Genomic DNA, 19939 nt, shown 5'->3' with positions numbered 1-19939 from the left:
GTCGGCGTATGGCCGCTCAGTGCTGGCAGTGCGGACACCAGTACAGGCGTCGCTGCGCCAGCCGCTCTTGCCGCACGGGGCCGCCGCACCTGGGGCATGCCTCGCCGTCCCGCTCGAACATCCGGAAGCGGAACGACGACGGTGTATCGGCCAGATACGCTTTGCCGGAAACGAGATCCGGCTTCACTTCGGCGCGTTCGAGCTGTGCGCGATAGGACCGGCGCGGGACGGCGAGCAGGGCACGCCCCAGCCGTGCCGCTTCGTTGCGATCGAGGGTGCCGGCGATACGGTGCGGCGACAGGCGCGCGGCGAACAGCACCTCTGAGCGCAGATAGTTGCCCATGCCGGCGGCGAAGCCTTGATCGAGCAGCAGCGCGGCCAGGGGCCTGCGCGCGAACGGCGGCTGTCCGGTGCGGGTCGCCAGCGTGGCGGCCGTCGTCCCGGGGGCGAGCACGTCGGGACCCAGCCCGGCCAGATAGGGGATCGTCTCGACCTGCCGCTCGTCGACCACCCGCACCGACGGTGCGGCGAACAGGCGCACGCTGTGCGTGCGGGTCCGCAGCAACACCCGCGGCGCGGTCGCGGTGTCGTGCTCGCATCCGCGCGCCTCGATCCGCCAGAACCCGAACAGGTGGCTGTGCGTGTACAGCACCAGACCGTTCCCGAACCGGGTCAGCAGCGCCTTGCCGCGCGCGTCGACGCCGCGCACGCGCTGGCCGGTGAGTGCAGCGGATTCCTTGCGCAGTGCCGGGGCCAGGAAACCGACGTCGAGGATCTTGCGGCGGACGAGTATCTGCCGCAGGCGGTCGGCGAGGGCGTGGGTTTCGGGACCTTCAGGCATTCGGCATCGAAGCAGGCCCCGCGTCGGCGGCGGGTGAGCGCAGCGCGGGGCGCTCCGGCACCCGTGTGTTGCGGATCAGCGCGAACCCGACAGGATCGGGTCGATCAGATCGAGGCCATCCGTCCGCCGTCCACCGGCAGGCTGACGCCGGTGACGTAGGCCGCCGCCGGCGAGCACAGAAACGCGATCACGCCGCCGGTCTCCTCGGGCCGGGCGAAGCGCCGCGCAGGGACGCTCGCCGCCATGTCGGCGCGGACGGCGGCTTCGTCGCGGGACTCGCGGGCGGCGCGCTCGCGAACGATCTGGTCGATCCGAGCGGTCTCGGTGAAGCCCGGCAGCACATTGTTGACGGTGATGCCGTCGGGACCGAGTTCGCGCGACAGCGTCTTGGCCCAGCCGGCGACGGCACCGCGTACGGTGTTGGACACGCCCAGGCCGGGAATCGGCTCGCGCACCGAGGTCGAGACCACGTTGACGATGCGGCCCCAGCGCTGCGTGCGCATGTGCGGCAGGACCGCCTGGACGAGGGTCTGCCCGGCGACGAGATGGCGGGTGAACGCCTCCAGGTAGGCCTCCGCGGCGGCCTCGTGCGCACTGCCGCCGGGCGGGCCGCCGGTGTTGTTGATCAGGATGTCGACCGGCTGCCGTGCGACCAGCGCCTGCAGCGTGCCTCGCAGCGACGTGGCATCGGCCAGGTCGGCGACGCAGACGTCGTGCTGTTGCCCGGCCGATGCGGGCAACGCCCGGACGACGTCGCGCAATGCCGCCTCGCGGCGTGCGAGCACGGTGATGCGGGCGCCGAGCGCGGCGAGCTCGTGCGCGGCGGCGCGGCCGATGCCTTCGGAAGCGCCGCACACGAGGGCGTGCCTGCCGGTGAGGTCGAGGTCCATACGGGGCTCCTGAAGTCCGGTGTCCGGTTCGCGTGGCGGGTCAGTCGGTGGCGGGTGCGTTCGACGGCAGTGTGGCGCGCATCAACGCGGCCACGTCGCGTGCGCCCGCGTCGCCTGTGGCCAGCGCCGCGGAGACCGCGCGCCGGTTCGCCTCGGGATGATTCTGGCTCAGCTTGTGCTTGATGACGATGCGCCCGGGCACGAAGCGGAAGCCGACGATGCCGGCGAGCTGGCGCCGGAAGCGCGGGGCCATCGGATCGAATCGCCAGTCGCCGCCGACGCGGGCCTCGAACGCACCGCTGGTGCGCACCACCAGATCGGCGAGACCGGGCTCGTCGTCGAAGCGTTCCAGGGTGCCGGTGAGGTGAGCGGTCGCGTAGTTCCACGTCGGCACGCGCGACGCGGCCTCCTTGTCCGGGTACCAGCCCGGCGAGACGTAGGCGTGCGGCCCCTGCACGATCAGCAGCGCCGAGCCGGCATGGCACGATTGCGGATTCGGCCGCGCCCAGTGGCCTTCGATCAGCACGGCCCCGGCCTCGCGCCGGTACAGGACCGGCAACTGCGTGGCGCATGGCGTGCCATCCGCCTCGACGGTGACCAGGGTGACGAAGGGATCGTTCGAGAGCAGCGCATCGAGTGCGGCGAGGTCGGCGACCGCGAATGCAGCGGGGGTGTGCATGGGTCTCCCTCGAAGGGTCGAAGGTGTGCGGGGCCGGGACCGGCGCGTCGGCGCGGTGGGCGCTGTCGATCCGCCGCAGGGCGGTCAGGCGTTGCCGCCCGCCAGTGCGCGCACCATCAGCGGCCGCAGCCGGTCGTCGTCCTCAGCCTGGGGCGGCGCCAGCTCGTTCAGGGAGAATCCGCGGGCGAGGGCGTCGTCCTCGTCGAGGCCGTCGTAGCCGACGAATTCGGCGTCGAGCAGGGCGGCCCGAGCGGTGTCCTCGCTGTCGTAGGACAAGGTGTTGCCGTCGCTGTCGAAGACTTCGGCGGTACCGCCGACGCGCACGCGCAGGCGGGCCCAGACCACGGTGCGGCCGAGGCTGGCCAGCCACCATTCGTCGTAGCTGTCGTCGACGGCGGGATTGCGGATGTCGTGGTGCATGACGGGTTCCTCTGAACGGGTTCCTCTGAAACGGGTGGCGGCCGTGCCCGGCGCGCGGTCGTTCGGATCAGCTCAGCGCCCAGAGCGCCAGCATCGCCGCCATGACGACGCCGCATACGGTGACCACCAGGGCGATGCGCGCCGGCGTGGCCAGGCCGGTGAAGCGCCGGTCGCGCACTTCGCGGTAGTCGCCCGACAGCAGCCAGCGCAGTGCCGATGGGCTCAGAAACGGGCTCTCGCCCAGCTTGGCGCGGATCGCCGGTTCGCGCTCGCGCAGGTGCACCAGCGACAGCGGCCAGAAAATGACGAAGGCGCAGCCGCCGCCGATGGCGACGCCGACGAAGACCAGGGCGAAGAACAGGGTCAAGGCGGACTCCCGGTGAAAACGGACGACATCAACGCGCCCAGGCCGCGGCGACCGCGGAGACGAGGCTGGATCCTGCGGCCAGGATCGGCGCACGCGCCGGTCGGCGATGCCGCACGATCGTCTTGACCCCGCCGGGACCCGCTTGCTGCGGCGTACGCGGGCCGGCGACGATCCCGGCAACGATCATGGCGACGACCCCGGCCAGCAGAGCCATGCGATCAGAACTCCGCGTGGCCCGGTGCGCGCGGGTAGGGGATGGCGTCGCGGATGTTGGACAGCCCGCACACGTACACCACCAGGCGCTCGAAACCGAGGCCGAAGCCGGCGTGCGGCACGCTGCCGTAGCGGCGGAAATCGCGGTACCAGTCGTAGTGCTCGCGATCGAGACCGAACTGGTCCATGCGGGTGTCGAGCACGTCCAGACGCTCCTCGCGCTGGGCACCGCCGATGATCTCGCCGATGCCCGGCGCCAGCACATCCATCGCGGCCACGGTGCGACCGTCGTCGTTGAGGCGCATGTAGAACGCCTTGATGTGCTCGGGGTAATTGGTCACCACCACCGGGCGGCCGACGTGCTGCTCGGTGAGCCAGCGCTCGTGCTCGGTCTGCAGGTCCAGACCCCATTCGGCCGGAAACTCGAAACGGTGGCCGGAGTTGCGCAGCAGCTCGATGGCGTCGCCGTACTCGATGCGCTCGAACGGGGCGTTGACGAACTTCTCCAGGCGCTCGATCGCGTCCTTCTGCACGCGCTCGGCGATGAAACCCATGTCGTCGCCGCGCTCGTCGAGTACCGCGCGGAACAGATACTTGAGGAAATCCTCGGCCACGCGTGCGTTCTCGGCCAGGTCGGCGAAGGCGATCTCGGGTTCGACCATCCAGAACTCCGCCAGGTGGCGGGTGGTGTTGCTGTTCTCGGCGCGGAAGGTCGGGCCGAAGGTGTAGACCTTGGACATCGCCAGGCAGTAGGCCTCGACGTTGAGCTGACCGGAAACGGTCAGGAACGCCTCGCGACCGAAGAAGTCGCGGGAAAAATCCACCCCGCCCTGTGCGTCTCGGGGCAGGTTGGCGAGGTCCAGCGTGGAGACCCGGAACATCTGCCCGGCGCCCTCGGCGTCGGAGGTGGTGACGATCGGCGTGCTGATCCAGTAGTAGCCGTGCTCGTGGAAGTAGCGGTGCACCGCCTTGGCGAGGCAATCGCGGATGCGGGTGACCGCGCCGAAGAGGTTGGTCCGCGGACGCAGGTGCGCGACCTCGCGCAGGAACTCCAACGAATGCGCCTTCGGTTGGATCGGGTAGGTCTCGGGGTCTTCCACCCAGCCGACGACCTCGACGTGCGCGGCCTGGATCTCGAACTGCTGGCCCTGGCCCTGCGAACGCACCAGCGTGCCGGTGGCGATCACCGCGCAGCCCGCGGTCAGCCGCTTCACTTCGGCGTCGTAGTTGGACAGGCTCGACGATGCCACCACCTGGATCGGATGGAAGCCGGAGCCGTCGCTCACGTTGACGAAGCTGAGCCCGGCCTTGGAGTCGCGCCGGGTCCGCACCCAGCCACGCACCGTCACTTCGCCGCCCTCGGGCACCTTGCCCGCCAGCGCCTGTGCCACGCTCACCGTCGTCATGCCTTGAATCCCGTGCTGATGGAACCGATATCGGAACGCAGCAGTCTACCGAAAAGTCAGCGCCGACTAAGGCGTCGCAGCATGTCCGGAGCTAGAATCGATCCATGGCCATCTTCCTCGCACCCGCCGCCCTCGACCGCGCCCGCCGTTTCGTCGCGGGCACTCCCGGTGTCCTCGGCATCCGTTTCGGTGTCGAGAAGACCGGCTGTTCCGGCTGGGGCTACGTGGTGGATCTCGCGCACGAGGAGCGCGCGGGCGACACCGTGAGCGAGCAGGACGGGCTGCGCATCTATGTCGATGCCGTCAGCCAGCCGATGGTCGATGGTACCCGGATCGACTTCGCGCAGAAGGGACTGAACCACGAGTTCGTGTTCCACAACCCGAATGCGGCCGCCGAGTGCGGGTGCGGCGAGAGCTTCACCACCGACGCCGACAAGGCCATCTGAGGCGCTGCGCGTCGGCCCCGTCCGGCGACGTCATCATCTCTCGTCGCCCTCCGGCGGCGCATGTACGGCGTGCCTGGGCCCGGTGCATGGACCGGCTCCGTCCCGGCGCCGGAACGGACTCCGGAGGCGATGCCTCAGTCCGCAATCCGCTCGAGCCGACGGCGGCCGCCATCGGGCCGCAGGGACTCGATGCCGGTGACCAGTCCCCGTGTGTCGTGGGTCACGGTCAACACCCCTTGCCCCGGCGTCAGATAGCGTCCTCCGCCCAGCGGGAGGAGTTCCGTCGTCTCATTCCTGCCCGCCATCGCGCCGGTCAGGCGCATGCCGTCGTTGCGCAGGACGTACTCGGTGCCGGCCCCGTCGCCGAAGCGGCCCTCCGGGGTTTCTCGGAAGTCGTCGGCCTCCGCTGCGGGCGCGGAGGCGAGGTGCGCATGCGGGGGCTTCAGGCTGGTCGGGCAGCGGGTGCGGTCCTCGGCTCCGCCGGTTGCGCGGGGTGCTCCGCCGAAGTCGACGCGCCAACCGCGCGGGGTGCCCGCGGCGTCCACGCCCCAGCCGACCAGGTAACGCGCATCCGCCGACAGGCCGGTGGCGTTCAGGTCCTGCCAGCCCGCGAGGCCGGGTTGCCCGAGACGCGTGAGATAGCCCTGGAGATCGTGCATGGTGCCGCCCGTGGCATCGCCGATCCAGATGAATCCCTTCGACAGATTCCTGATCCAGCCATCGTCCGAGACCTGGTTGTAGTGGTACGAACCGACGATCACGTTGCCGTCTTCGCTGGTGCTGCGCGCGTAGTAGCGCAGTGCGTCGCGCGGTGCGTCGGCGTGCGGTTGAAGATGGCAGGCCGGCCGGCGGACGTCGGCCGGGCGGTAGCGCCATGCGAGCACGGGCGCGAACGCGCTGTTGCCGCCACCGCCGCCGACGATCACCGAACAGTCGCCATTGCAGGCCACGCTCTCGCCGCCGAGGTGGTCGTCGCCGTAGCCAGGAAGCTCGCTGACCCGGCCGTCTTTCCACATGACCGCCCGGAACGCGCTGCTGATGCCGGTGGTCGAGCGGCCCGCCTGTACGGTGCCGTCGTTGGAGATGGCGGTCGCTTCGGAGAAGCTGCCCTTGCGCAGCAGCGGCAGTTCCTGCCAGCCGAAATCGGACCAGCGGTCTTGCCAATCGTCGGGGTTGTAGCTGAAGGCACGCATGCGCCCCAGGGTCACCGGGGCGGCGATGGTGCCGCCGGCAAGGCGCTGGCCGTCGGCGGAAATGGCATTGGCGTAGGTGCCCCAGCCCGGATAAGGCGGCAGGAAACCGAGGCCGTCGATGGGTTGCCAACCTTCGGCTTCGCTCCAGAAGGCGGCCGTGGTGACGTCGCCGCTCACGGTGGCCGCGATCCTGCTGCCGTCGGCCGAAACCGCCGGCGATCCGGCGCCGGGGTTCCGTCCCAGCCCGCCGATGACGTCGGTGCCGCCAGTCTCTGTCCATCGCGAGACGCCGATGGTCCCCGTGTCCCGATCGTCGAACAGCCCGACCGCCACCGCGCCATCGTCGGAGACGTCCTGCACGTAGTGATGGGCGCCGAGGTCGGTCAAGGTCGGCGGTGCGGCGTGAGCCAATGTGGGGATCAGAACGAGCGCGAGCGCCGCGGCGAGCGCGGATACGGGGCGCCGAGACAGCGCCGGCACGGAGCGACAGGACATCGGAGGTCTCCTTGGAAGCGGTGGGCGTCGGGTGATGGGCCGGCCGCTCGGGGGCAGTGGCACGGAAGCGAAGACGCTGCCCTGAGCCCGCCCGTGGCCGCACTCCAGCGCCATGACAAGTCCGTTATCGATGCATGACTGCGCGGTGCGGTGCGGTCGCGCATCGCCTGGGCGGCCGTAAATCGAGGGTCGGGCACAGCCCGGGGGGGCGGTGGGGCGCCGGATCTGAATACGTGCGTGAAGATGGCCACGCGCCAGCGCAGGGCCGAATCGACGCAGCGTTCACCGGCGTCGGGCGGGCACGCTCGGGCGCGTCCGGGCCGAGCGCGCGCCCGGCAGCCGGAAGACCGGCCGACGCGATACCCCGCGGGTCCGGGCGCCCGGGCTGCCTGCCCGTTGCCGTGGGGCGCCGGGTCTGCGAAAATGCTAGGCTTCCTGTGTCTCTGGGCCTCGCGTCCAGCCCCGGAAGCCCTTGCTCCACCGCGTGTCCTGCTGGACCCACGACGGGGGGCTGTCCACACCGCACGGCATCGCCGCGCGGCCGATAACCGAAAGGAACCACCATGCGTCACTACGAAATCGTGTTCCTGGTCCATCCGGACCAGAGCGAGCAGGTGCCGGCGATGGTCGAGCGTTACACCTCGATCGTCCAGACCGGCAACGGCACCATCCACCGCCAGGAAGACTGGGGCCGCCGTCAGCTGGCTTACCCGATCAACAACCTGGTCAAGGCGCACTACGTGCTGTTCAACATCGAGGCCGACCAGTCGGTGCTCGACGAACTGGTCGAGACCTTCCGCTTCAACGACGCGATCCTGCGCCACCTGGTGATCCGCCAGGACGAAGCGGTCACCGAACAGTCCCTGATCATGAAGAACAAGGACGACAAGGGCGACAAGCCCGAGCGCCCCGAGCGTCGCCGTCGCGATGACGACACCGCCGGTGATGATGCCCCGAAGGCCGACAAGGCCGACGACAACGCCGAAGCCGCCTGAGGAGCCCTGACATGTCCAAGTTCTTCCGTCGCCGCAAGTACTGCAAGTTCACCGCCGAGGGTGTGAAGGAGATCGACTACAAGGATCTCAACACCCTGCGCCAGAACATCACCGAGAACGGCAAGATCGTGCCGAGCCGCATCACCGGCACCAAGTCGCGCTACCAGCGCCAGCTGGCGACCGCGGTCAAGCGTGCCCGCTATCTCGCCCTGATCCCGTACACCGACAACCACAACGTCTGATGGTTGCCGCCGCGTCCGCACCTGTCGGTGCGGGCGCGCGTCCCGTAAGACGTTTCCGTCCGTTTCGGACAGCACCCGTTGTGGTCACGCGCGCCGCATTGCCGGCGTCGGGCCACTAACGAACACGGAGCAATCCCATGAAACTGATCCTGCTGCAGAAGATCACCAACCTCGGCAATCTCGGCGACACCGTCGAGGTGAAGCCGGGCTACGGCCGCAACTTCCTCGTCCCGCAGGGCAAGGCCGTGCCGGCGACCGCCGGCAACCTGGCCGCGTTCGAGGCCAAGCGCGCCGAGTACGAGGCCAAGGCCAAGGACCAGCACGACGCCGCGAGCGTGCGCCTGTCGAAGATCGAGGCCGAGGACTTCACCGTCTCGCTGAAGGCCAACGCGTCGTCGGAAGGCAAGCTGTACGGCTCGATCACCAACCGCGACATCGCCGAGGCGCTGTCGGCGCAGTCGGGCGTGGAGTTCAACAAGTCCGAAGTGGTGATGGGCGAAGGTCCGATTCGCCACGTGGGCGAGTACGAAGTGGTCGTGCATCTGCTGGCCGACGTCGAAACCACCGTCAAGGTGGTCATCGAGCAGGAAGCCGTCGCGGTCTGATCCGCGCGTTTCCGGTTCGACGGGACGGGCGCCGAGAGGCGCCCGTCTTGTTTTCGGGGGGTGGTCCCGGCCCCGTGTGGATCGCCGGGCGCGGCCCGGACCGGACGGACGATCGCCGCCGCCGTGCCCGGACCCGGGTGGCGTCGCGGCCTGTGCGATCTCCCCAGGTTATCCACAGCTCGTCAACAGAGTTGTCTGCACCCCCCCGAGCCCAGGGCGACTACGATGTCGACCCGGCGCTCGCCATGGCACGACCGGGTGCCGCGTACCGCCACAGGAGTTCGAATCCCGATGTCCGCTCGACCCCGTTTCAGCGACCGCGGCGACCGCGGCGGTCACGAACACGACGTCCGTATCGACCAGCTGCGGCTGCCGCCGCAATCGGTGGAGGCGGAGCAGGCGGTCCTCGGTGGCCTGATGCTGGCACCGGAGGCGTTCGACCGCGTCGCCGACATGCTGGTCGACAACGACTTCTACCGGCGTGACCACCAGTTGATCTTCCGCGCGATCCGCGAGCTGGCCGAGCGTAACCGGCCGTTCGATGCGGTCACCCTGGGCGAGTGGTTCGAATCGCAGGGTGCCTCCGAGCAGGTCGCCGGCGGCGCCTACTTGATCGAGCTGGTCAGCACCACGCCGTCGGCGGCCAACATCCGTGCCTACGCCGAGATCGTGCGCGACAAGGCGGTGATGCGGCAGCTGATCGACGTCGGCACCGAGATCGTCAACGACGGGTTCCAGCCCGAGGGCCGCGACTCCAGCGAGATCCTCTCCAAGGCCGAGCAGCAGGTGTTCGCGATCGCCGAGGCCGGCGCGCGCGGTCGCACCGATTTCACCGCCATCAACAAGGCGATGGCCGAAGCCTTCGACGTGCTGCAGACCCGCTTCGCCAACGGCGACGGCATCACCGGCCTGCCGACCGGTTACGAGGCCTTCGACCAGATGACCTCGGGCCTGCAGCCCACCGACCTGCTGATCCTGGCGGCGCGCCCGGCCATGGGCAAGACCACGCTGGCGCTCAACATCGCCGAGTACGCCGCGCTGAAGTCGAAGAAGGCGGTGGCGGTGTTCTCGATGGAAATGTCGGCCAGCCAGCTCGCGCTGCGCCTGATCTCGTCCAACGGCCGCATCAACGCCACCCGCCTGCGGACCGGCCAGTTGGAGGACGAGGACTGGAGCCGCGTGACCGCGGCGATCCGCATGCTCAAGGAATCGAAGATCTTCATCGACGACACGCCGGGCCTGTCCCCCGACGTGCTGCGGGCGAAGTCGCGCCGGCTGAAGCGCGAGCACGACCTGGGCCTGATCGTCATCGACTACCTGCAGTTGATGCAGGTGCCGGGCAACAGCGAGAACCGCGCGACCGAAATCTCCGAGATCTCGCGTTCGCTCAAGGGTCTGGCCAAGGAGCTCAATGTGCCGGTGATCGCGTTGTCGCAGCTCAACCGCTCGCTGGAATCGCGTACCGACAAGCGCCCGGTGATGGCCGACCTGCGCGAGTCGGGCGCCATCGAGCAGGACGCGGACATGATCATCTTCATCTACCGCGACGAGTACTACAACAAGGAAAACTCGCCCGACAAGGGCCTGGCCGAGGTCATCATCGGCAAGCACCGAAGCGGCCCGACCGGGTCGTTCAAGCTGCGCTTCTTCGGCGAGTACACCCGGTTCGACAACCTCGCCAACGACGCGATGGGCAGCTTCGAGTAGCCGCAGGCGCACACGGCTACAATCCGTTTCCATGCTCACTCCCGGACATCACGCCCTCCGTCTCGAAGGGGTGGGCGCCGCGCTATGACGATCTCCGTCGACCAGCGCCCGACCCGGATCGTGGTCGATCTCGACCGCATCGCCGGTAATCTCGACCGTATCCGCACGCATACCGGGACGCCGGCGATGGCGATCGTCAAGGCCAACGCCTACGGGCATGGGCTGGTGCCGGTCGCGCGGCGATTGCAGCAGGCCGGCGTCGATCAGTTGGGGGTGGCGTTCCTGGAGGAAGGCGTCGCGCTGCGCCGCGCAGGGATCACGGTGCCGATCCTGGTGCTGGGCGGCATCTTCGGGCCGCAGGTCGGGCAGTTCCTGGCCCACGACCTGGAGATCACGGTGTCGTCGCTCGACAAGCTCCGGCAGGTCGAGGCGGCCGCCGAGGCCATGGGCACACGCGCGGTGGTGCACCTGAAGGTGGACACCGGCATGGAGCGGATCGGGGTACACCATTACTCGGCCGCTGCCTTCGTGGAGGCCGCGGTGGCGTCGCGCTGGTGCGAGATCAAGGGTATCTACTCGCACCTGGCCTGCGCGGACGATCCGACCTCGGCGATGACGGCGCTTCAGCTGGAGCGCTTTCTCGAGGCGTGCGCTCATTTCGACAGGATCGGGGCGCGCATGCCATTGCGCCATCTGGCGAACTCGGGCGGCATCCTGCATGCGCCCGCGACCCATCTCGATCTGGTGCGGCCGGGGATCATGCTCTACGGCGTCCTGCCGGATCCGGCAGCACGCGCGACAGTGGAAGTGGCGCCGGCGCTGTCGCTGGTTTCGCGGGTGGTGTACTTCAAGGTGGTGCGCGCAGGCCGGACCGTGAGCTACGGAGCGACCTGGGCGCCGACGGACGATACCCGCGTGGTGACCGTGCCGATCGGTTATGGCGACGGGTATCCCCGCGCGTTGTCCGGGCGCGGTCAGGTGCTGATCCACGGCCACCTTTACCCGGTGGTGGGGCGGGTGTGCATGGACCAGTTCATGGTCGACATCGGCCACGACAGCGCGTTCAACGAGGACGAGGTGATCCTGGTCGGGGAGCAGCGCGGCGCGATGTTGCGCGTGGAAGCGCTGGCGGAGGCGGCCGGCATCATCCCGTACGAGTTTCTGGTCGGACTCAACGACCGCATTCCGCGTGAGTATCTGCCGCCGGTCGAGGCATAGCGCGGCGGCAGACCGAGGCGGGCGCGACACCGGCTTGACGCCGCTTCGACCCGATTGATCGATACTGCGGCATGCAGATCGCCCTCGTCTGGTTCCGCAACGACCTCCGTCTCGACGACAACCCGGCATTGCGTGCCGCCATCGACGGCGGCTACGTGCCGCTGATGGTGTACATCCATGCGCCTGCCGAGGAGGGCGACTGGCGCCCCGGTGCGGCCTCGGATGCGTGGCGGCACCACGCGCTGGCGGCGCTCGATGCCCGTCTGCGCGAACGCGGATCGCAACTGCGCTGCTTCCATGGCCCGACGCTGGCGACACTGGAGTCGATCTGCGCAGCGGTCGGTGCCGAGGCGGTGTTCTGGAACCGGCGCTACGAGCCCGCCGTCGAGGCACGCGACACCGAGATCAAGCGCGCGCTGCGACGCAGCGGCCTGCGCGCCGAGAGCTTCAACGGCGCCTTGCTGTTCGAGCCGTGGGAGATCGAGACCGGCCAGGGGGATCCGTACAAGGTCTTCACCCCCTTCTGGAAGCGCGCGCTGGGGCAATGGCGGGCGCCGCGATTGTGGGATGCACCGGCACGCTTCGAGACGCTCGAAGACGACGATGCGGTTCCGCACGGCGTGCCGCTCGACGGGCTGCACCTGCGGCCGGCGCGTGGCTGGGACGCGGGCTGCTGGGATCGGTTCACCCCGGGCGAGCCGGGCGCGCGTGCGGCGCTCACGCACTTCCTCGATGCAGGCCTGGACGGCTACGGCCGTGCGCGCGATCTGCCGGCGGCGCGTGGCACCTCGCGGCTGTCCCCACACCTGCATTTCGGCGAGGTGTCCATCGCCCGGGTGGCACACGCCGCACGAGAGCGCGATGCGGGGGAGGACGGCAAGACCTTCGTCGCCGAACTGGGCTGGCGCGAGTTCGCCCACCATCTGCTGCATCATTTCCCGCGGACCGTCGACGAGAACCTCAACCCGCGCTTCGAGGATTTCCAGTGGGCGCCGGCGCGGGGCGCGCGGCTGGAGGCCTGGCAGCGCGGGCGGACCGGGGTGCCGATCGTCGATGCCGGGATGCGCGAGCTCTGGCATACCGGCTGGATGCACAACCGGGTACGGATGATCGTCGCCAGCTATCTGACCAAGCACATGCGCATCCACTGGCGGCATGGTGCGCGGTGGTTCTGGGACACGCTGGTCGATGCCGACCTGGCCAACAACACGCTCGGTTGGCAATGGGTGGCCGGGACCGGTGCCGATGCGGCGCCGTACTTCCGGGTGTTCAACCCGCTGACCCAGGCGCAGCGCTTCGATCCCGAGGCGGCCTACGTGTTGCGCTGGTTGCCGGAGCTCGAAACGCTGCCGGCGCGTCATCGGCTCGCACCCTGGGAGGTGCCGGCGGCGGCGCTCAAGTCCCTGCGCGGCTATCCCAAGGCGCCGATCGTCGATCTCGCGGAAGGGCGGCAGGCGGCACTCGATGCCTACGGCAAGGTGTCTTCGCGCGGGCGTCCGGAAAAATGAATGGGTGGTGTCCGGTGACGTATACCGTCACCCCTCCGCCACTCCGCCATGGCTAGGATGCGGTCGCTACTTCAACCAAGCCGGACGTTCCGGCGGACCTCAAGGGAGACGACCATGCGCAAGTCAGTGACCACCGGCCTGACCGCCGCCCTCGCCAGCGCCCTGCTGATGACCGGCTGTGCCAGCTATACCGGACAGACCAACGACCCGAACGATCCGAACCGCACCCGTACCGGCGCGCTCGTGGGCGCCGGCATCGGTGCCGTGGCCGGTCTGTTGAGCGGCGACAGCGCGACCGAGCGTCGCCAGCACGCGATGATCGGCGCCGGCGTCGGGGCGCTCGCCGGTGGCGCAGTCGGCTCCTACCAGGATCGCCAGGAAGCGGAGCTGCGCCGCCAGATGGCCGGCACCGGTGTCGATGTCGTGCGCCAGGGCGACAACATCACCCTCAACATGCCGGGCAACGTGACCTTCGGGTTCGACCAGGCCGACATCCAGCCGCAGTTCTATCCGGTCCTCAACAACGTCGCCAGCACGCTGCGCCAGTACGAGCAGACGGTGATCGAGATCGCCGGCCATACCGACAACCAGGGCAGCGCCAGCTACAACCAGCAGTTGTCCGAGCGCCGGGCGCAGGCCGTGTCGCAGTACTTGGGCGGGCAGGGCATCAACCAGCAGCGGATGATCACGGTCGGCGCCGGCTTCAGCCGTCCGATCGCCGACAACGGGACCGAGGCCGGTCGCGCGCAGAATCGCCGCGTCGAGATCACCCTGGTGCCGATCCAGCAGTAAACGTCGCTTCAGTCGCCTCGTTCACGGGTGGCGTAAGCGAAGAAGGGCCGCTCCGTGCGGCCCTTTTTTCGTTCGAGGCGGGAGGGGGCAGCGGCAGGGGCGGAGCCTCTACCCGAACGACGTGCGCGTCAGCCGCTGGGACACCTCCCAGAGCCGCGACGCGACGGTGGCGTCCAGGGCCTGCTTGGGCATCTTGGCTTCGGTGGGGTGTCCACGGGTTTCGCCCAGTCTGTCGGGTCCGTAGTAGGCACCACGTCGTGCGGCGGGGTCGGTGGCCGCGAAGAGCGCCGGCAATGCGCCCTGGGAGGCCGGCTGGAACAGGAACCAGAGGAATCGCCGGGCCAATCCCGCGGCGCTGGTGCGCCCCGCGCCGTTGGGCAGCAGGTCGGTACGCGAGACGCCAGGGTGCGCGGCGATCCCCGCCACGCCCCAGCCACCCGCCTGGCTGCGCCGGTCGAACTCGAGCGCGAACATCAGGCACGCCAGCTTCGACTGGCTGTAGACGGACATCGGCTTGTAGCCGTGTTCGGCCTGGAGGTTGTCGAAATCGATGGCGCCGTCGCGGGCCGCCACGCTGCTCAGCGATACCACCCTCGGGGTGTTTCCCCGCTTCAGCAGCGGGAGCAGACCGGCCGTCAGCGCGAAATGCCCGAGATGGTTGGTGCCGAGTTGGAGCTCGAACCCATCGCGGGTCTCGCGCCGGGTCGGCGGGTTCATGACGCCGGCATTGTTGATCAGGATATCGAGGCTGTCCTGTTCCTGCGCCAGGCGATACGCGAAGGCATCGATCGAGGCGAGGTCGCCCAGATCGACCTGGCCGAACATCACCTGGGCCGCGGGAATGGCCTGGTGGATGGCGGCCACCGCCTGGGCGCCCTTGTCGGGGTTGCGGCCGGCGATCACCACCCGCGTTCCGGCCCGGGCCAGGGCGAGTGCGATCTCGAAACCGATCCCGCCGGTCCCGGTCACCACGGCTGTCCGGCCGGCCTGCAACGGTATGTCGTTGGTGGTCCATCTGCTCATCGGGAAAGATCCTGGATCGTCTCGGGGGGATGACATCGGCATGTCGAGGCGGCCGTGTGACGTATCGGCCGCACCCGCTGCGCAATGTCCCCAACGTTAGGCCGCCCGGTGACATCGCGATATGGCGAGACCTACCGGAAATTTGCCCGTTCCTGCAGCGGCGACGAAGAGGCGAAGCCGCGTTCGGGCGCGCCGGTCCGGGATAGCGCCGTGGTCCCGCGGTGCGAGCGGCAGGTGCCGACCAGAGACGTCCGGAGGGTACGAAGTGCGCGGGAACCTCGATGTACCCCCTTATGCACCCCCACGGTCTCACGGTCTGCAACGGACTCGCATGGACTGGGACGGACAAGAAAAAGGCCGGAAACCGCATTCCACTGCGAGTTTCCGGCCTTCTGTGGCCCCTGAGGGACCGGTCATTGGTGGAGGTGGGGGGAATTGAACCCCCGTCCGAAGGCACTCCGCTTCCAGCACTACATGCTTAGCTCACCGTTGAGTCTCGTCCCGGAACAGCACGGTGTGCGAAGCGCATCCCGGGACCAGCCTGCTTTGTGTTGACCAGGAGCTGACAGGCAGCCACCCCCGGCGATTCCGTGATAATGACCCTACACCCACGAGCACGGACACAAGATGGGTTCGGGGCTTAGGCCTTAAGCGGCCAGTGCGTAGTTGTCGTCGTTGGCAACTATGAGTTTTGCCGCTGGATTAACGAGGAAAGCTGCCCCCTCGGCATGCGCCAGACAACTTTGCGACCCCCGTCGAAGCCAATGCACCCCCGGGAATGTCGTTTGTCGCCGACATGCGCCAGTATAGGGGCGACAGCGAGGGACTCAAGTAGAAACCCGCGCCGGAGGCGGATTCGTTCATCCGGTGCGGGCACACGACGGCGATGGGGATGCACGGGAACGAGCGGGACATGCGCGAGTCGAACGGGGTGCACGGAAGTACCCGCATGGCCGACGGGCTGGCCCTCGCGGTGCTGGTGGGCTCGCTGTTGCTGGTCGCGCTGTACGGGCGGGTGGAGTTCCAGCGCGACCAGCAGTTGCGCCAGGCGCATATGGCCGAGGACGTCACCCAGGTGCTGGATCTGCTGTCGCAGCGCCTGCTGGCCTACGAGCTGAGCGCGCGCGGCGGGGCCTCGTTGTTCGCCTCGCTGGAGCGGCCCAGCGCGCAGCAATGGCGCAGCTACGTGGACGGCCTGCAGGTGGGGCAGGGCGCCGGCGCCGGCACGCTCGGCTACGCGCCGTATCTCGTGCCGGAGAGTCTGCGCGAGCTGCAACTGGAGCAGCGCGCGGAAGGCAAAGGGTTGTTCGCGATCGAACCGCGCGGCGTGCGCGCGGCCTACGGTCCGGTGCTCTATCTCGAGCCGCGGACGCCGGAACATCGCATCACCCTGGGTTACGACATGCTGAGCGAACCCGTCAGGCGCGCGGCCATGGAGCGGGCCCGCGACGAAGGCGAGTCGCGGTTGACCGGGCCTCTGCGGCTGCGGCGCGCCCAGGACGACACGCCGGAGGGCGCCCTGCTGTTCACACCGGTGTACTACGGCGGGATTCGGCCGGATACGGTCGAGGGCCGCCGCATCGCGCTGCAGGGCTGGACCTACGTGCCGGTACGCGCACGGACGTTCATTCCGCAATCGCTCGCCCACTGGCCGCGCACCCTCGCGATCAGGATCTCGGACGTGACCGACGATGCGCCCCGGGACCTGTATGTCGATTCCGATTACGCCGGCCTCGTCGCGAAGGGCCACCAGGCCATGAGCGCGACCCAGGAGGTCTATGGCCGGCAGTGGCATGTCGACTTCGTTTCGTTGCGACCCGGCCTGGGCCTGTGGCGCATGGGCAGCGCCACGGTCCTGGTCGGCATCCTCGCGGCGCTGTTGCTGTCGGCCACGGTCTGGTCGCTGGCGCGCACCCGGCTGCATGCGGAGCGGTTGGCGATGCGGATGAGCGATTCCTACCGGCGCAGCGAATCCCGGTTCCGCAGCGCGATGGCGCACTCGCCGATCGGCAAGGCCCTGCTCGACGACGAGGATCGGATCGTGGATGCCAATCCGGCGCTGGCGACGATTGTCGGACGCCCGCTGGAAAGCCTGATCGGCCAGGATATGGCGCTTCTGTTCGCGGACGGGCGCGACGCCGTGGAGGTCGAGGACGAGGAGGCCGGCGCGCATGCGCGCGAGGGCGTGTATCGGGCCAGCCGGGTCCTGCGGCGCGACGATGGCAGTCGCCGGCGCGTGCGGCTGTTCTCGGCGCCGGTGCCGGGCGAGGCCAGCGAAGAAGTGGTGCGGCTGCTGCAGATCGACGATGTCACCGACTGGTATCGCGCCGAGGAGCGCGTGCGCGCCCTCAACCGGACCCTGGAGATACGGGTGGCTCACCGGACCCGCCAGCTCGAGCGCGCGAACCATGAGCTGGAGGCGTTCTCCTACAGCGTGTCCCACGATCTGCGCGCGCCATTGCGTGCCATCGACGGCTTCTCGCGGATCCTCGCCGACCGTCACGGCGCGGCGCTCGACGACACCGGGCGCGATTATCTCGGGCGGATCCGGGCCGCGACCCGGCGCATGGATGCGTTGATCGATGCCCTGCTGCAGATGGCGCGGCTGTCCCGTGCCGAGTTGAGCAGGCAGTCGCTGGATCTGGGCGCGATCGCGGAGCAGGTGGTCGTGGAGCTGCAGCAGACTGAAACGGGCCGCGATGTCGAGGTGGCGATCGGCGAGGGGCTCGAGGCACATGGCGACCCCGCCCTGGTCGCCAATCTGCTGCAGAACCTGATCGGCAATGCCTGGAAGTTCAGCGGCGGCCGCGCGCGTGCGCGGATCGAGATCGGCCGTGCACGCCGGCAGGACGGCGGTGAGGCCTTCTTCGTGCGTGACAACGGCGTGGGCTTCTCGCAGGCGTATGCGTCCAAGCTGTTCCGGCCGTTCCAGCGTCTGCATCGCCAGGACGAGTACCCCGGGCACGGGATCGGTCTGGCGTCGGTGCGCCGGATCGTCGAGCGCCATGGTGGCGAGGTCTGGGCGGAGGCGCAGGAAGGCGAGGGCGCCTGTTTCTGGTTCACGCTGCCCGAGGGCGAGGACACGTCGGCGGGCTGAGTCCGGCCGGCGCCGCGGTGATCGACGTCAGGCGTCCTTGTTGTGGCGCCGCAGGACGCGCTGCTTTTCCCGGTTCCAGTCGCGCTCGCGTTCGGTGTCACGCTTGTCGTGCTTCTGCTTGCCCTTGGCCAGCGCGATCTCCGCCTTGACCTTGTTGCCCTTCCAGTAAAGCGCGGTGGGCACCAGGGTGTAGCCGTCGCGCTCGACCTTGCCGATCAACTGGTCGATCTCGCGCCGGTGCAGCAGCAGCTTGCGGGAGCGTCGGGACTCGGGCACCACGTGGCTGGACGTGGAGATCAGCGGGGTGATCTGCGCGCCGACGAGGAAGATCTCGCCGTGCAGGACGACGGCATAGCTTTCGCCGATGTTGGCGCGGCCTGCGCGAATCGCCTTGAGCTCCCAACCCTGCAGGGCGGCGCCCGCCTCGAAACGTTCCTCGAGGTGGTACTCGTGACGCGCACGCTTGTTCAGCGCGATGGTCGCGCCGTTTGCCTTATCCTTGCCCGCTTGTTTAGCCATCCCGCCATTGTCCCCGAATCGGGCTGGCGAGGACACTCCCGCATACGCAGAGCCTTCATGCCGAAGATCGAACGCAGCGCTTTGGTCGAACAACCCGCCTCGCGGATGTTCGCCCTGGTCCACGATGTCGAGGCCTACCCGACGCGGTTCGCCTGGTGCGACCGGGCCGAGGTGATCGAGTCCACCCCGGAACGGCAGGTGGCCCGGCTGGACCTCGGCATCGGCGCGCTGCGGACCTGGTTCCTGACCGAGAACGCGCTCGATCCGCCGCACCGCATCGACATGCACCTCAAGGACGGCCCGTTCAAGCGGCTGGAGGGACGCTGGGAGTTCAAGGCGCTCGACGCGGCCGCCTGCAAGGTGACCCTCACCCTGGATTTCGAGCCGCGCAGCCGTCTGTTGCTGCCGGCGCTCACGGCCGGGTTCCGGGGATTGGCCGACCGCATGGTCGACGACTTCGTGCGTGTGGCCGGACGCGAGGCGTGAGCGACGCAGGCCCGCGTGTCGACGTGGTGCTGGCCTGGCCGCGGCAGTTCGAGTCGGTGACCTTGACGCTGGCCCCCGGGGCCCGGGTCGCCGATGCGCTCGCGCGCTGCGGCCTGCCGATGGACGGGGTCGACGGCGTGGCGGTGTTTGGCGAGCGGGTGGCGCCGGATACGCCGCTGCACGATGGCGACCGGTTGGAACTGCTGCGGCCGCTGCAGGTCGATCCCAAGGACGCGCGACGCCGACGCGCGGCCGAACGCCCGGCCCGGAAATGAAACGACCGGCCAGCGGCCGGTCGTTTCGGATGATGCGTCGTGCGGCCGATCAGCGGCGGCGTTCGCGCGGCAGGTTGCCGAACTTGCGCATTTCCGCGGCGAGTTCCTCGTCCTGCTTGGGGAAGTACTCGCCTTCCCAGCGCGCGACCTGGTTGTTCTCGAACCAGACGGTGAGGTTCTTGATCTCGGTGCGGCCCAGGCGATTGTTGCGCTGGCTGGCGGTGTAGTCCCAACGATCGTGGTGGAACGGATCGGCGATCGACGGCGTGCCGAGCAGCGCCGAGACCTGCTGCCGGCTCATGCCTTCCCGCAACTGCTCCACGGCGGTGGGCTGCACCAGGCTGCCCTGATAGATCGGCTGCTTGTAGATGATGCCGCAGCCCGTGAGCAGGCCGGCGACGATGAGCGTGACGAAGAGGTTGCGCATGGGGACAGGCGAAAGTCGGGAACCCGCCGATGATACACTCCGGCCCACGTTCGCAACCGTTTCGGCCCGCCGCCATTCAGCGCAGACCGCCTGGA

Annotated in this window: 22 protein-coding genes and 1 other RNA gene; 11 read left to right on the top strand and 12 right to left on the bottom strand. The window is 69.0% G+C overall.

Annotated elements, in window-relative coordinates:
* Positions 1–16: 16 nt before the first annotated feature.
* The 7 genes from nei to asnS all read right to left on the bottom strand — a co-directional run bounded on the left by nei (position 17) and on the right by asnS (position 4816).
* On the bottom strand, positions 17–841 hold the full coding sequence (gene nei / locus RG19_RS07480; protein ID WP_058834734.1) for an endonuclease VIII: 825 nt from the start codon (positions 839–841) through the stop codon (positions 17–19).
* A 104-nt stretch (positions 842–945) separates the two neighbouring features.
* Entirely contained in the window at positions 946–1731 is a 786-nt protein-coding gene (locus tag RG19_RS07475) for an SDR family oxidoreductase (RefSeq protein ID WP_058834733.1), read from the bottom strand.
* Positions 1732–1771: 40 nt separating this feature from the next.
* Entirely contained in the window at positions 1772–2410 is a 639-nt protein-coding gene (locus RG19_RS07470) for an FMN-binding negative transcriptional regulator (protein WP_058834732.1), read from the bottom strand.
* 84 nt (positions 2411–2494) lie between these two features.
* The gene (locus tag RG19_RS07465; protein WP_058834731.1) at positions 2495–2830 is read right to left on the bottom strand and encodes a hypothetical protein; all 336 of its coding nucleotides are present in this window, start codon (positions 2828–2830) and stop codon (positions 2495–2497) included.
* Between the two features lie 67 nt (positions 2831–2897).
* Positions 2898–3197: a hypothetical protein gene (locus tag RG19_RS07460; RefSeq protein WP_058834730.1), complete on the bottom strand. Its 300-nt coding sequence runs from the start codon at positions 3195–3197 to the stop codon at positions 2898–2900.
* A gap of 28 nt (positions 3198–3225) precedes the next feature.
* Positions 3226–3411, bottom strand: coding sequence for a hypothetical protein (locus RG19_RS07455; RefSeq protein ID WP_058834729.1), 186 nt, complete (start codon positions 3409–3411; stop codon positions 3226–3228).
* A 4-nt stretch (positions 3412–3415) separates the two neighbouring features.
* Entirely contained in the window at positions 3416–4816 is a 1401-nt protein-coding gene (gene asnS, locus RG19_RS07450; protein ID WP_058834728.1) for an asparagine--tRNA ligase, read from the bottom strand.
* A gap of 104 nt (positions 4817–4920) precedes the next feature.
* On the opposite strand from asnS, the gene RG19_RS07445 reads away from it, so the two are divergent.
* On the top strand, positions 4921–5262 hold the full coding sequence (locus RG19_RS07445) for a HesB/IscA family protein (RefSeq protein ID WP_058834727.1): 342 nt from the start codon (positions 4921–4923) through the stop codon (positions 5260–5262).
* A gap of 134 nt (positions 5263–5396) precedes the next feature.
* Here RG19_RS07445 and RG19_RS07440 read toward each other — a convergent pair whose 3' ends face one another.
* Positions 5397–6950 (bottom strand): hypothetical protein, encoded by a 1554-nt coding sequence (locus RG19_RS07440; protein WP_157515196.1) that lies wholly within the window; start codon positions 6948–6950, stop codon positions 5397–5399.
* 563 nt (positions 6951–7513) lie between these two features.
* Between RG19_RS07440 and rpsF the strand changes: the two genes are divergently transcribed.
* From rpsF to RG19_RS07405, 7 genes are all read left to right on the top strand, one after another.
* A complete protein-coding gene (gene rpsF, locus RG19_RS07435) occupies positions 7514–7945 on the top strand; it encodes a 30S ribosomal protein S6 (RefSeq protein WP_058834725.1) in 432 nt (143 codons plus the stop codon).
* A gap of 11 nt (positions 7946–7956) precedes the next feature.
* Positions 7957–8187, top strand: coding sequence for a 30S ribosomal protein S18 (gene rpsR, locus RG19_RS07430; RefSeq protein WP_058834724.1), 231 nt, complete (start codon positions 7957–7959; stop codon positions 8185–8187).
* A 137-nt stretch (positions 8188–8324) separates the two neighbouring features.
* A complete protein-coding gene (gene rplI, locus RG19_RS07425) occupies positions 8325–8792 on the top strand; it encodes a 50S ribosomal protein L9 (protein ID WP_058834723.1) in 468 nt (155 codons plus the stop codon).
* Positions 8793–9083: 291 nt separating this feature from the next.
* A complete protein-coding gene (locus RG19_RS07420; protein WP_058834722.1) occupies positions 9084–10499 on the top strand; it encodes a replicative DNA helicase in 1416 nt (471 codons plus the stop codon).
* An 84-nt stretch (positions 10500–10583) separates the two neighbouring features.
* Positions 10584–11717 carry an alanine racemase gene (alr, locus tag RG19_RS07415; protein WP_058834721.1) on the top strand — a complete coding sequence of 378 codons (1134 nt, stop codon included), beginning with the start codon at positions 10584–10586 and terminating at the stop codon, positions 11715–11717.
* Between the two features lie 71 nt (positions 11718–11788).
* The gene (locus RG19_RS07410; RefSeq protein WP_058834720.1) at positions 11789–13225 is read left to right on the top strand and encodes a cryptochrome/photolyase family protein; all 1437 of its coding nucleotides are present in this window, start codon (positions 11789–11791) and stop codon (positions 13223–13225) included.
* A 114-nt stretch (positions 13226–13339) separates the two neighbouring features.
* On the top strand, positions 13340–14017 hold the full coding sequence (locus tag RG19_RS07405) for a YiaD family glycine zipper/OmpA-like lipoprotein (RefSeq protein ID WP_058834719.1): 678 nt from the start codon (positions 13340–13342) through the stop codon (positions 14015–14017).
* Between the two features lie 108 nt (positions 14018–14125).
* Here the strand turns inward: RG19_RS07405 and RG19_RS07400 are convergent, their stop codons facing one another.
* Both RG19_RS07400 and ssrA read right to left on the bottom strand, forming a co-directional pair.
* Entirely contained in the window at positions 14126–15040 is a 915-nt protein-coding gene (locus RG19_RS07400; RefSeq protein WP_058834718.1) for an SDR family oxidoreductase, read from the bottom strand.
* A gap of 417 nt (positions 15041–15457) precedes the next feature.
* Positions 15458–15814, bottom strand: a transfer-messenger RNA (tmRNA) gene (gene ssrA / locus RG19_RS17205).
* A gap of 139 nt (positions 15815–15953) precedes the next feature.
* On the opposite strand from ssrA, the gene RG19_RS07395 reads away from it, so the two are divergent.
* Positions 15954–18137, top strand: a complete 2184-nt coding sequence (locus tag RG19_RS07395) for a CHASE domain-containing protein (RefSeq protein ID WP_162267057.1) — start codon at positions 15954–15956, stop codon at positions 18135–18137.
* Between the two features lie 27 nt (positions 18138–18164).
* On the opposite strand, the gene smpB is transcribed toward RG19_RS07395, so the two are convergent.
* Positions 18165–18656: an SsrA-binding protein SmpB gene (gene smpB / locus RG19_RS07390; protein WP_058834716.1), complete on the bottom strand. Its 492-nt coding sequence runs from the start codon at positions 18654–18656 to the stop codon at positions 18165–18167.
* Between the two features lie 57 nt (positions 18657–18713).
* On the opposite strand from smpB, the gene RG19_RS07385 reads away from it, so the two are divergent.
* Complete coding sequence (locus RG19_RS07385) at positions 18714–19142, top strand: type II toxin-antitoxin system RatA family toxin (RefSeq protein ID WP_058834715.1); 429 nt, start codon at positions 18714–18716, stop codon at positions 19140–19142.
* Complete coding sequence (locus RG19_RS07380) at positions 19139–19417, top strand: RnfH family protein (protein ID WP_058834714.1); 279 nt, start codon at positions 19139–19141, stop codon at positions 19415–19417. Before RG19_RS07385 ends, RG19_RS07380 begins: the two co-directional genes overlap by 4 nt.
* A gap of 49 nt (positions 19418–19466) precedes the next feature.
* On the opposite strand, the gene RG19_RS07375 is transcribed toward RG19_RS07380, so the two are convergent.
* On the bottom strand, positions 19467–19844 hold the full coding sequence (locus RG19_RS07375; RefSeq protein ID WP_058834713.1) for an outer membrane protein assembly factor BamE: 378 nt from the start codon (positions 19842–19844) through the stop codon (positions 19467–19469).
* Positions 19845–19939 lie beyond the last annotated feature (95 nt).

The organism is Luteimonas abyssi (assembly GCF_001482195.1).
In the GTDB taxonomy this organism is placed as follows: Bacteria; Pseudomonadota; Gammaproteobacteria; order Xanthomonadales; family Xanthomonadaceae; genus Luteimonas; species Luteimonas abyssi.
The sequence above is the reverse complement of the archived record's forward strand: the minus strand, read 5'-3'. Positions and strand labels throughout refer to the sequence as shown.

Coding starts and splice junctions, on each gene's coding strand:
- asnS (WP_058834728.1), bottom strand. CDS start 4,816: ATGACGACGGTGAGCGTGGCACAGGCGCTGGCGGGCAAGGTGCCCGAG.
- rpsR (WP_058834724.1), top strand. CDS start 7,957: ATGTCCAAGTTCTTCCGTCGCCGCAAGTACTGCAAGTTCACCGCCGAG.
- rplI (WP_058834723.1), top strand. CDS start 8,325: ATGAAACTGATCCTGCTGCAGAAGATCACCAACCTCGGCAATCTCGGC.
- RG19_RS07395 (WP_162267057.1), top strand. CDS start 15,954: ATGCGCGAGTCGAACGGGGTGCACGGAAGTACCCGCATGGCCGACGGG.
- nei (WP_058834734.1), bottom strand. CDS start 841: ATGCCTGAAGGTCCCGAAACCCACGCCCTCGCCGACCGCCTGCGGCAG.
- RG19_RS07410 (WP_058834720.1), top strand. CDS start 11,789: ATGCAGATCGCCCTCGTCTGGTTCCGCAACGACCTCCGTCTCGACGAC.
- RG19_RS07440 (WP_157515196.1), bottom strand. CDS start 6,950: ATGTCCTGTCGCTCCGTGCCGGCGCTGTCTCGGCGCCCCGTATCCGCG.
- RG19_RS07470 (WP_058834732.1), bottom strand. CDS start 2,410: ATGCACACCCCCGCTGCATTCGCGGTCGCCGACCTCGCCGCACTCGAT.
- RG19_RS07465 (WP_058834731.1), bottom strand. CDS start 2,830: ATGCACCACGACATCCGCAATCCCGCCGTCGACGACAGCTACGACGAA.
- RG19_RS07420 (WP_058834722.1), top strand. CDS start 9,084: ATGTCCGCTCGACCCCGTTTCAGCGACCGCGGCGACCGCGGCGGTCAC.
- RG19_RS07445 (WP_058834727.1), top strand. CDS start 4,921: ATGGCCATCTTCCTCGCACCCGCCGCCCTCGACCGCGCCCGCCGTTTC.
- RG19_RS07375 (WP_058834713.1), bottom strand. CDS start 19,844: ATGCGCAACCTCTTCGTCACGCTCATCGTCGCCGGCCTGCTCACGGGC.
- RG19_RS07400 (WP_058834718.1), bottom strand. CDS start 15,040: ATGAGCAGATGGACCACCAACGACATACCGTTGCAGGCCGGCCGGACA.
- RG19_RS07385 (WP_058834715.1), top strand. CDS start 18,714: ATGCCGAAGATCGAACGCAGCGCTTTGGTCGAACAACCCGCCTCGCGG.
- RG19_RS07475 (WP_058834733.1), bottom strand. CDS start 1,731: ATGGACCTCGACCTCACCGGCAGGCACGCCCTCGTGTGCGGCGCTTCC.
- RG19_RS07405 (WP_058834719.1), top strand. CDS start 13,340: ATGCGCAAGTCAGTGACCACCGGCCTGACCGCCGCCCTCGCCAGCGCC.
- smpB (WP_058834716.1), bottom strand. CDS start 18,656: ATGGCTAAACAAGCGGGCAAGGATAAGGCAAACGGCGCGACCATCGCG.
- alr (WP_058834721.1), top strand. CDS start 10,584: ATGACGATCTCCGTCGACCAGCGCCCGACCCGGATCGTGGTCGATCTC.
- rpsF (WP_058834725.1), top strand. CDS start 7,514: ATGCGTCACTACGAAATCGTGTTCCTGGTCCATCCGGACCAGAGCGAG.
- RG19_RS07455 (WP_058834729.1), bottom strand. CDS start 3,411: ATGGCTCTGCTGGCCGGGGTCGTCGCCATGATCGTTGCCGGGATCGTC.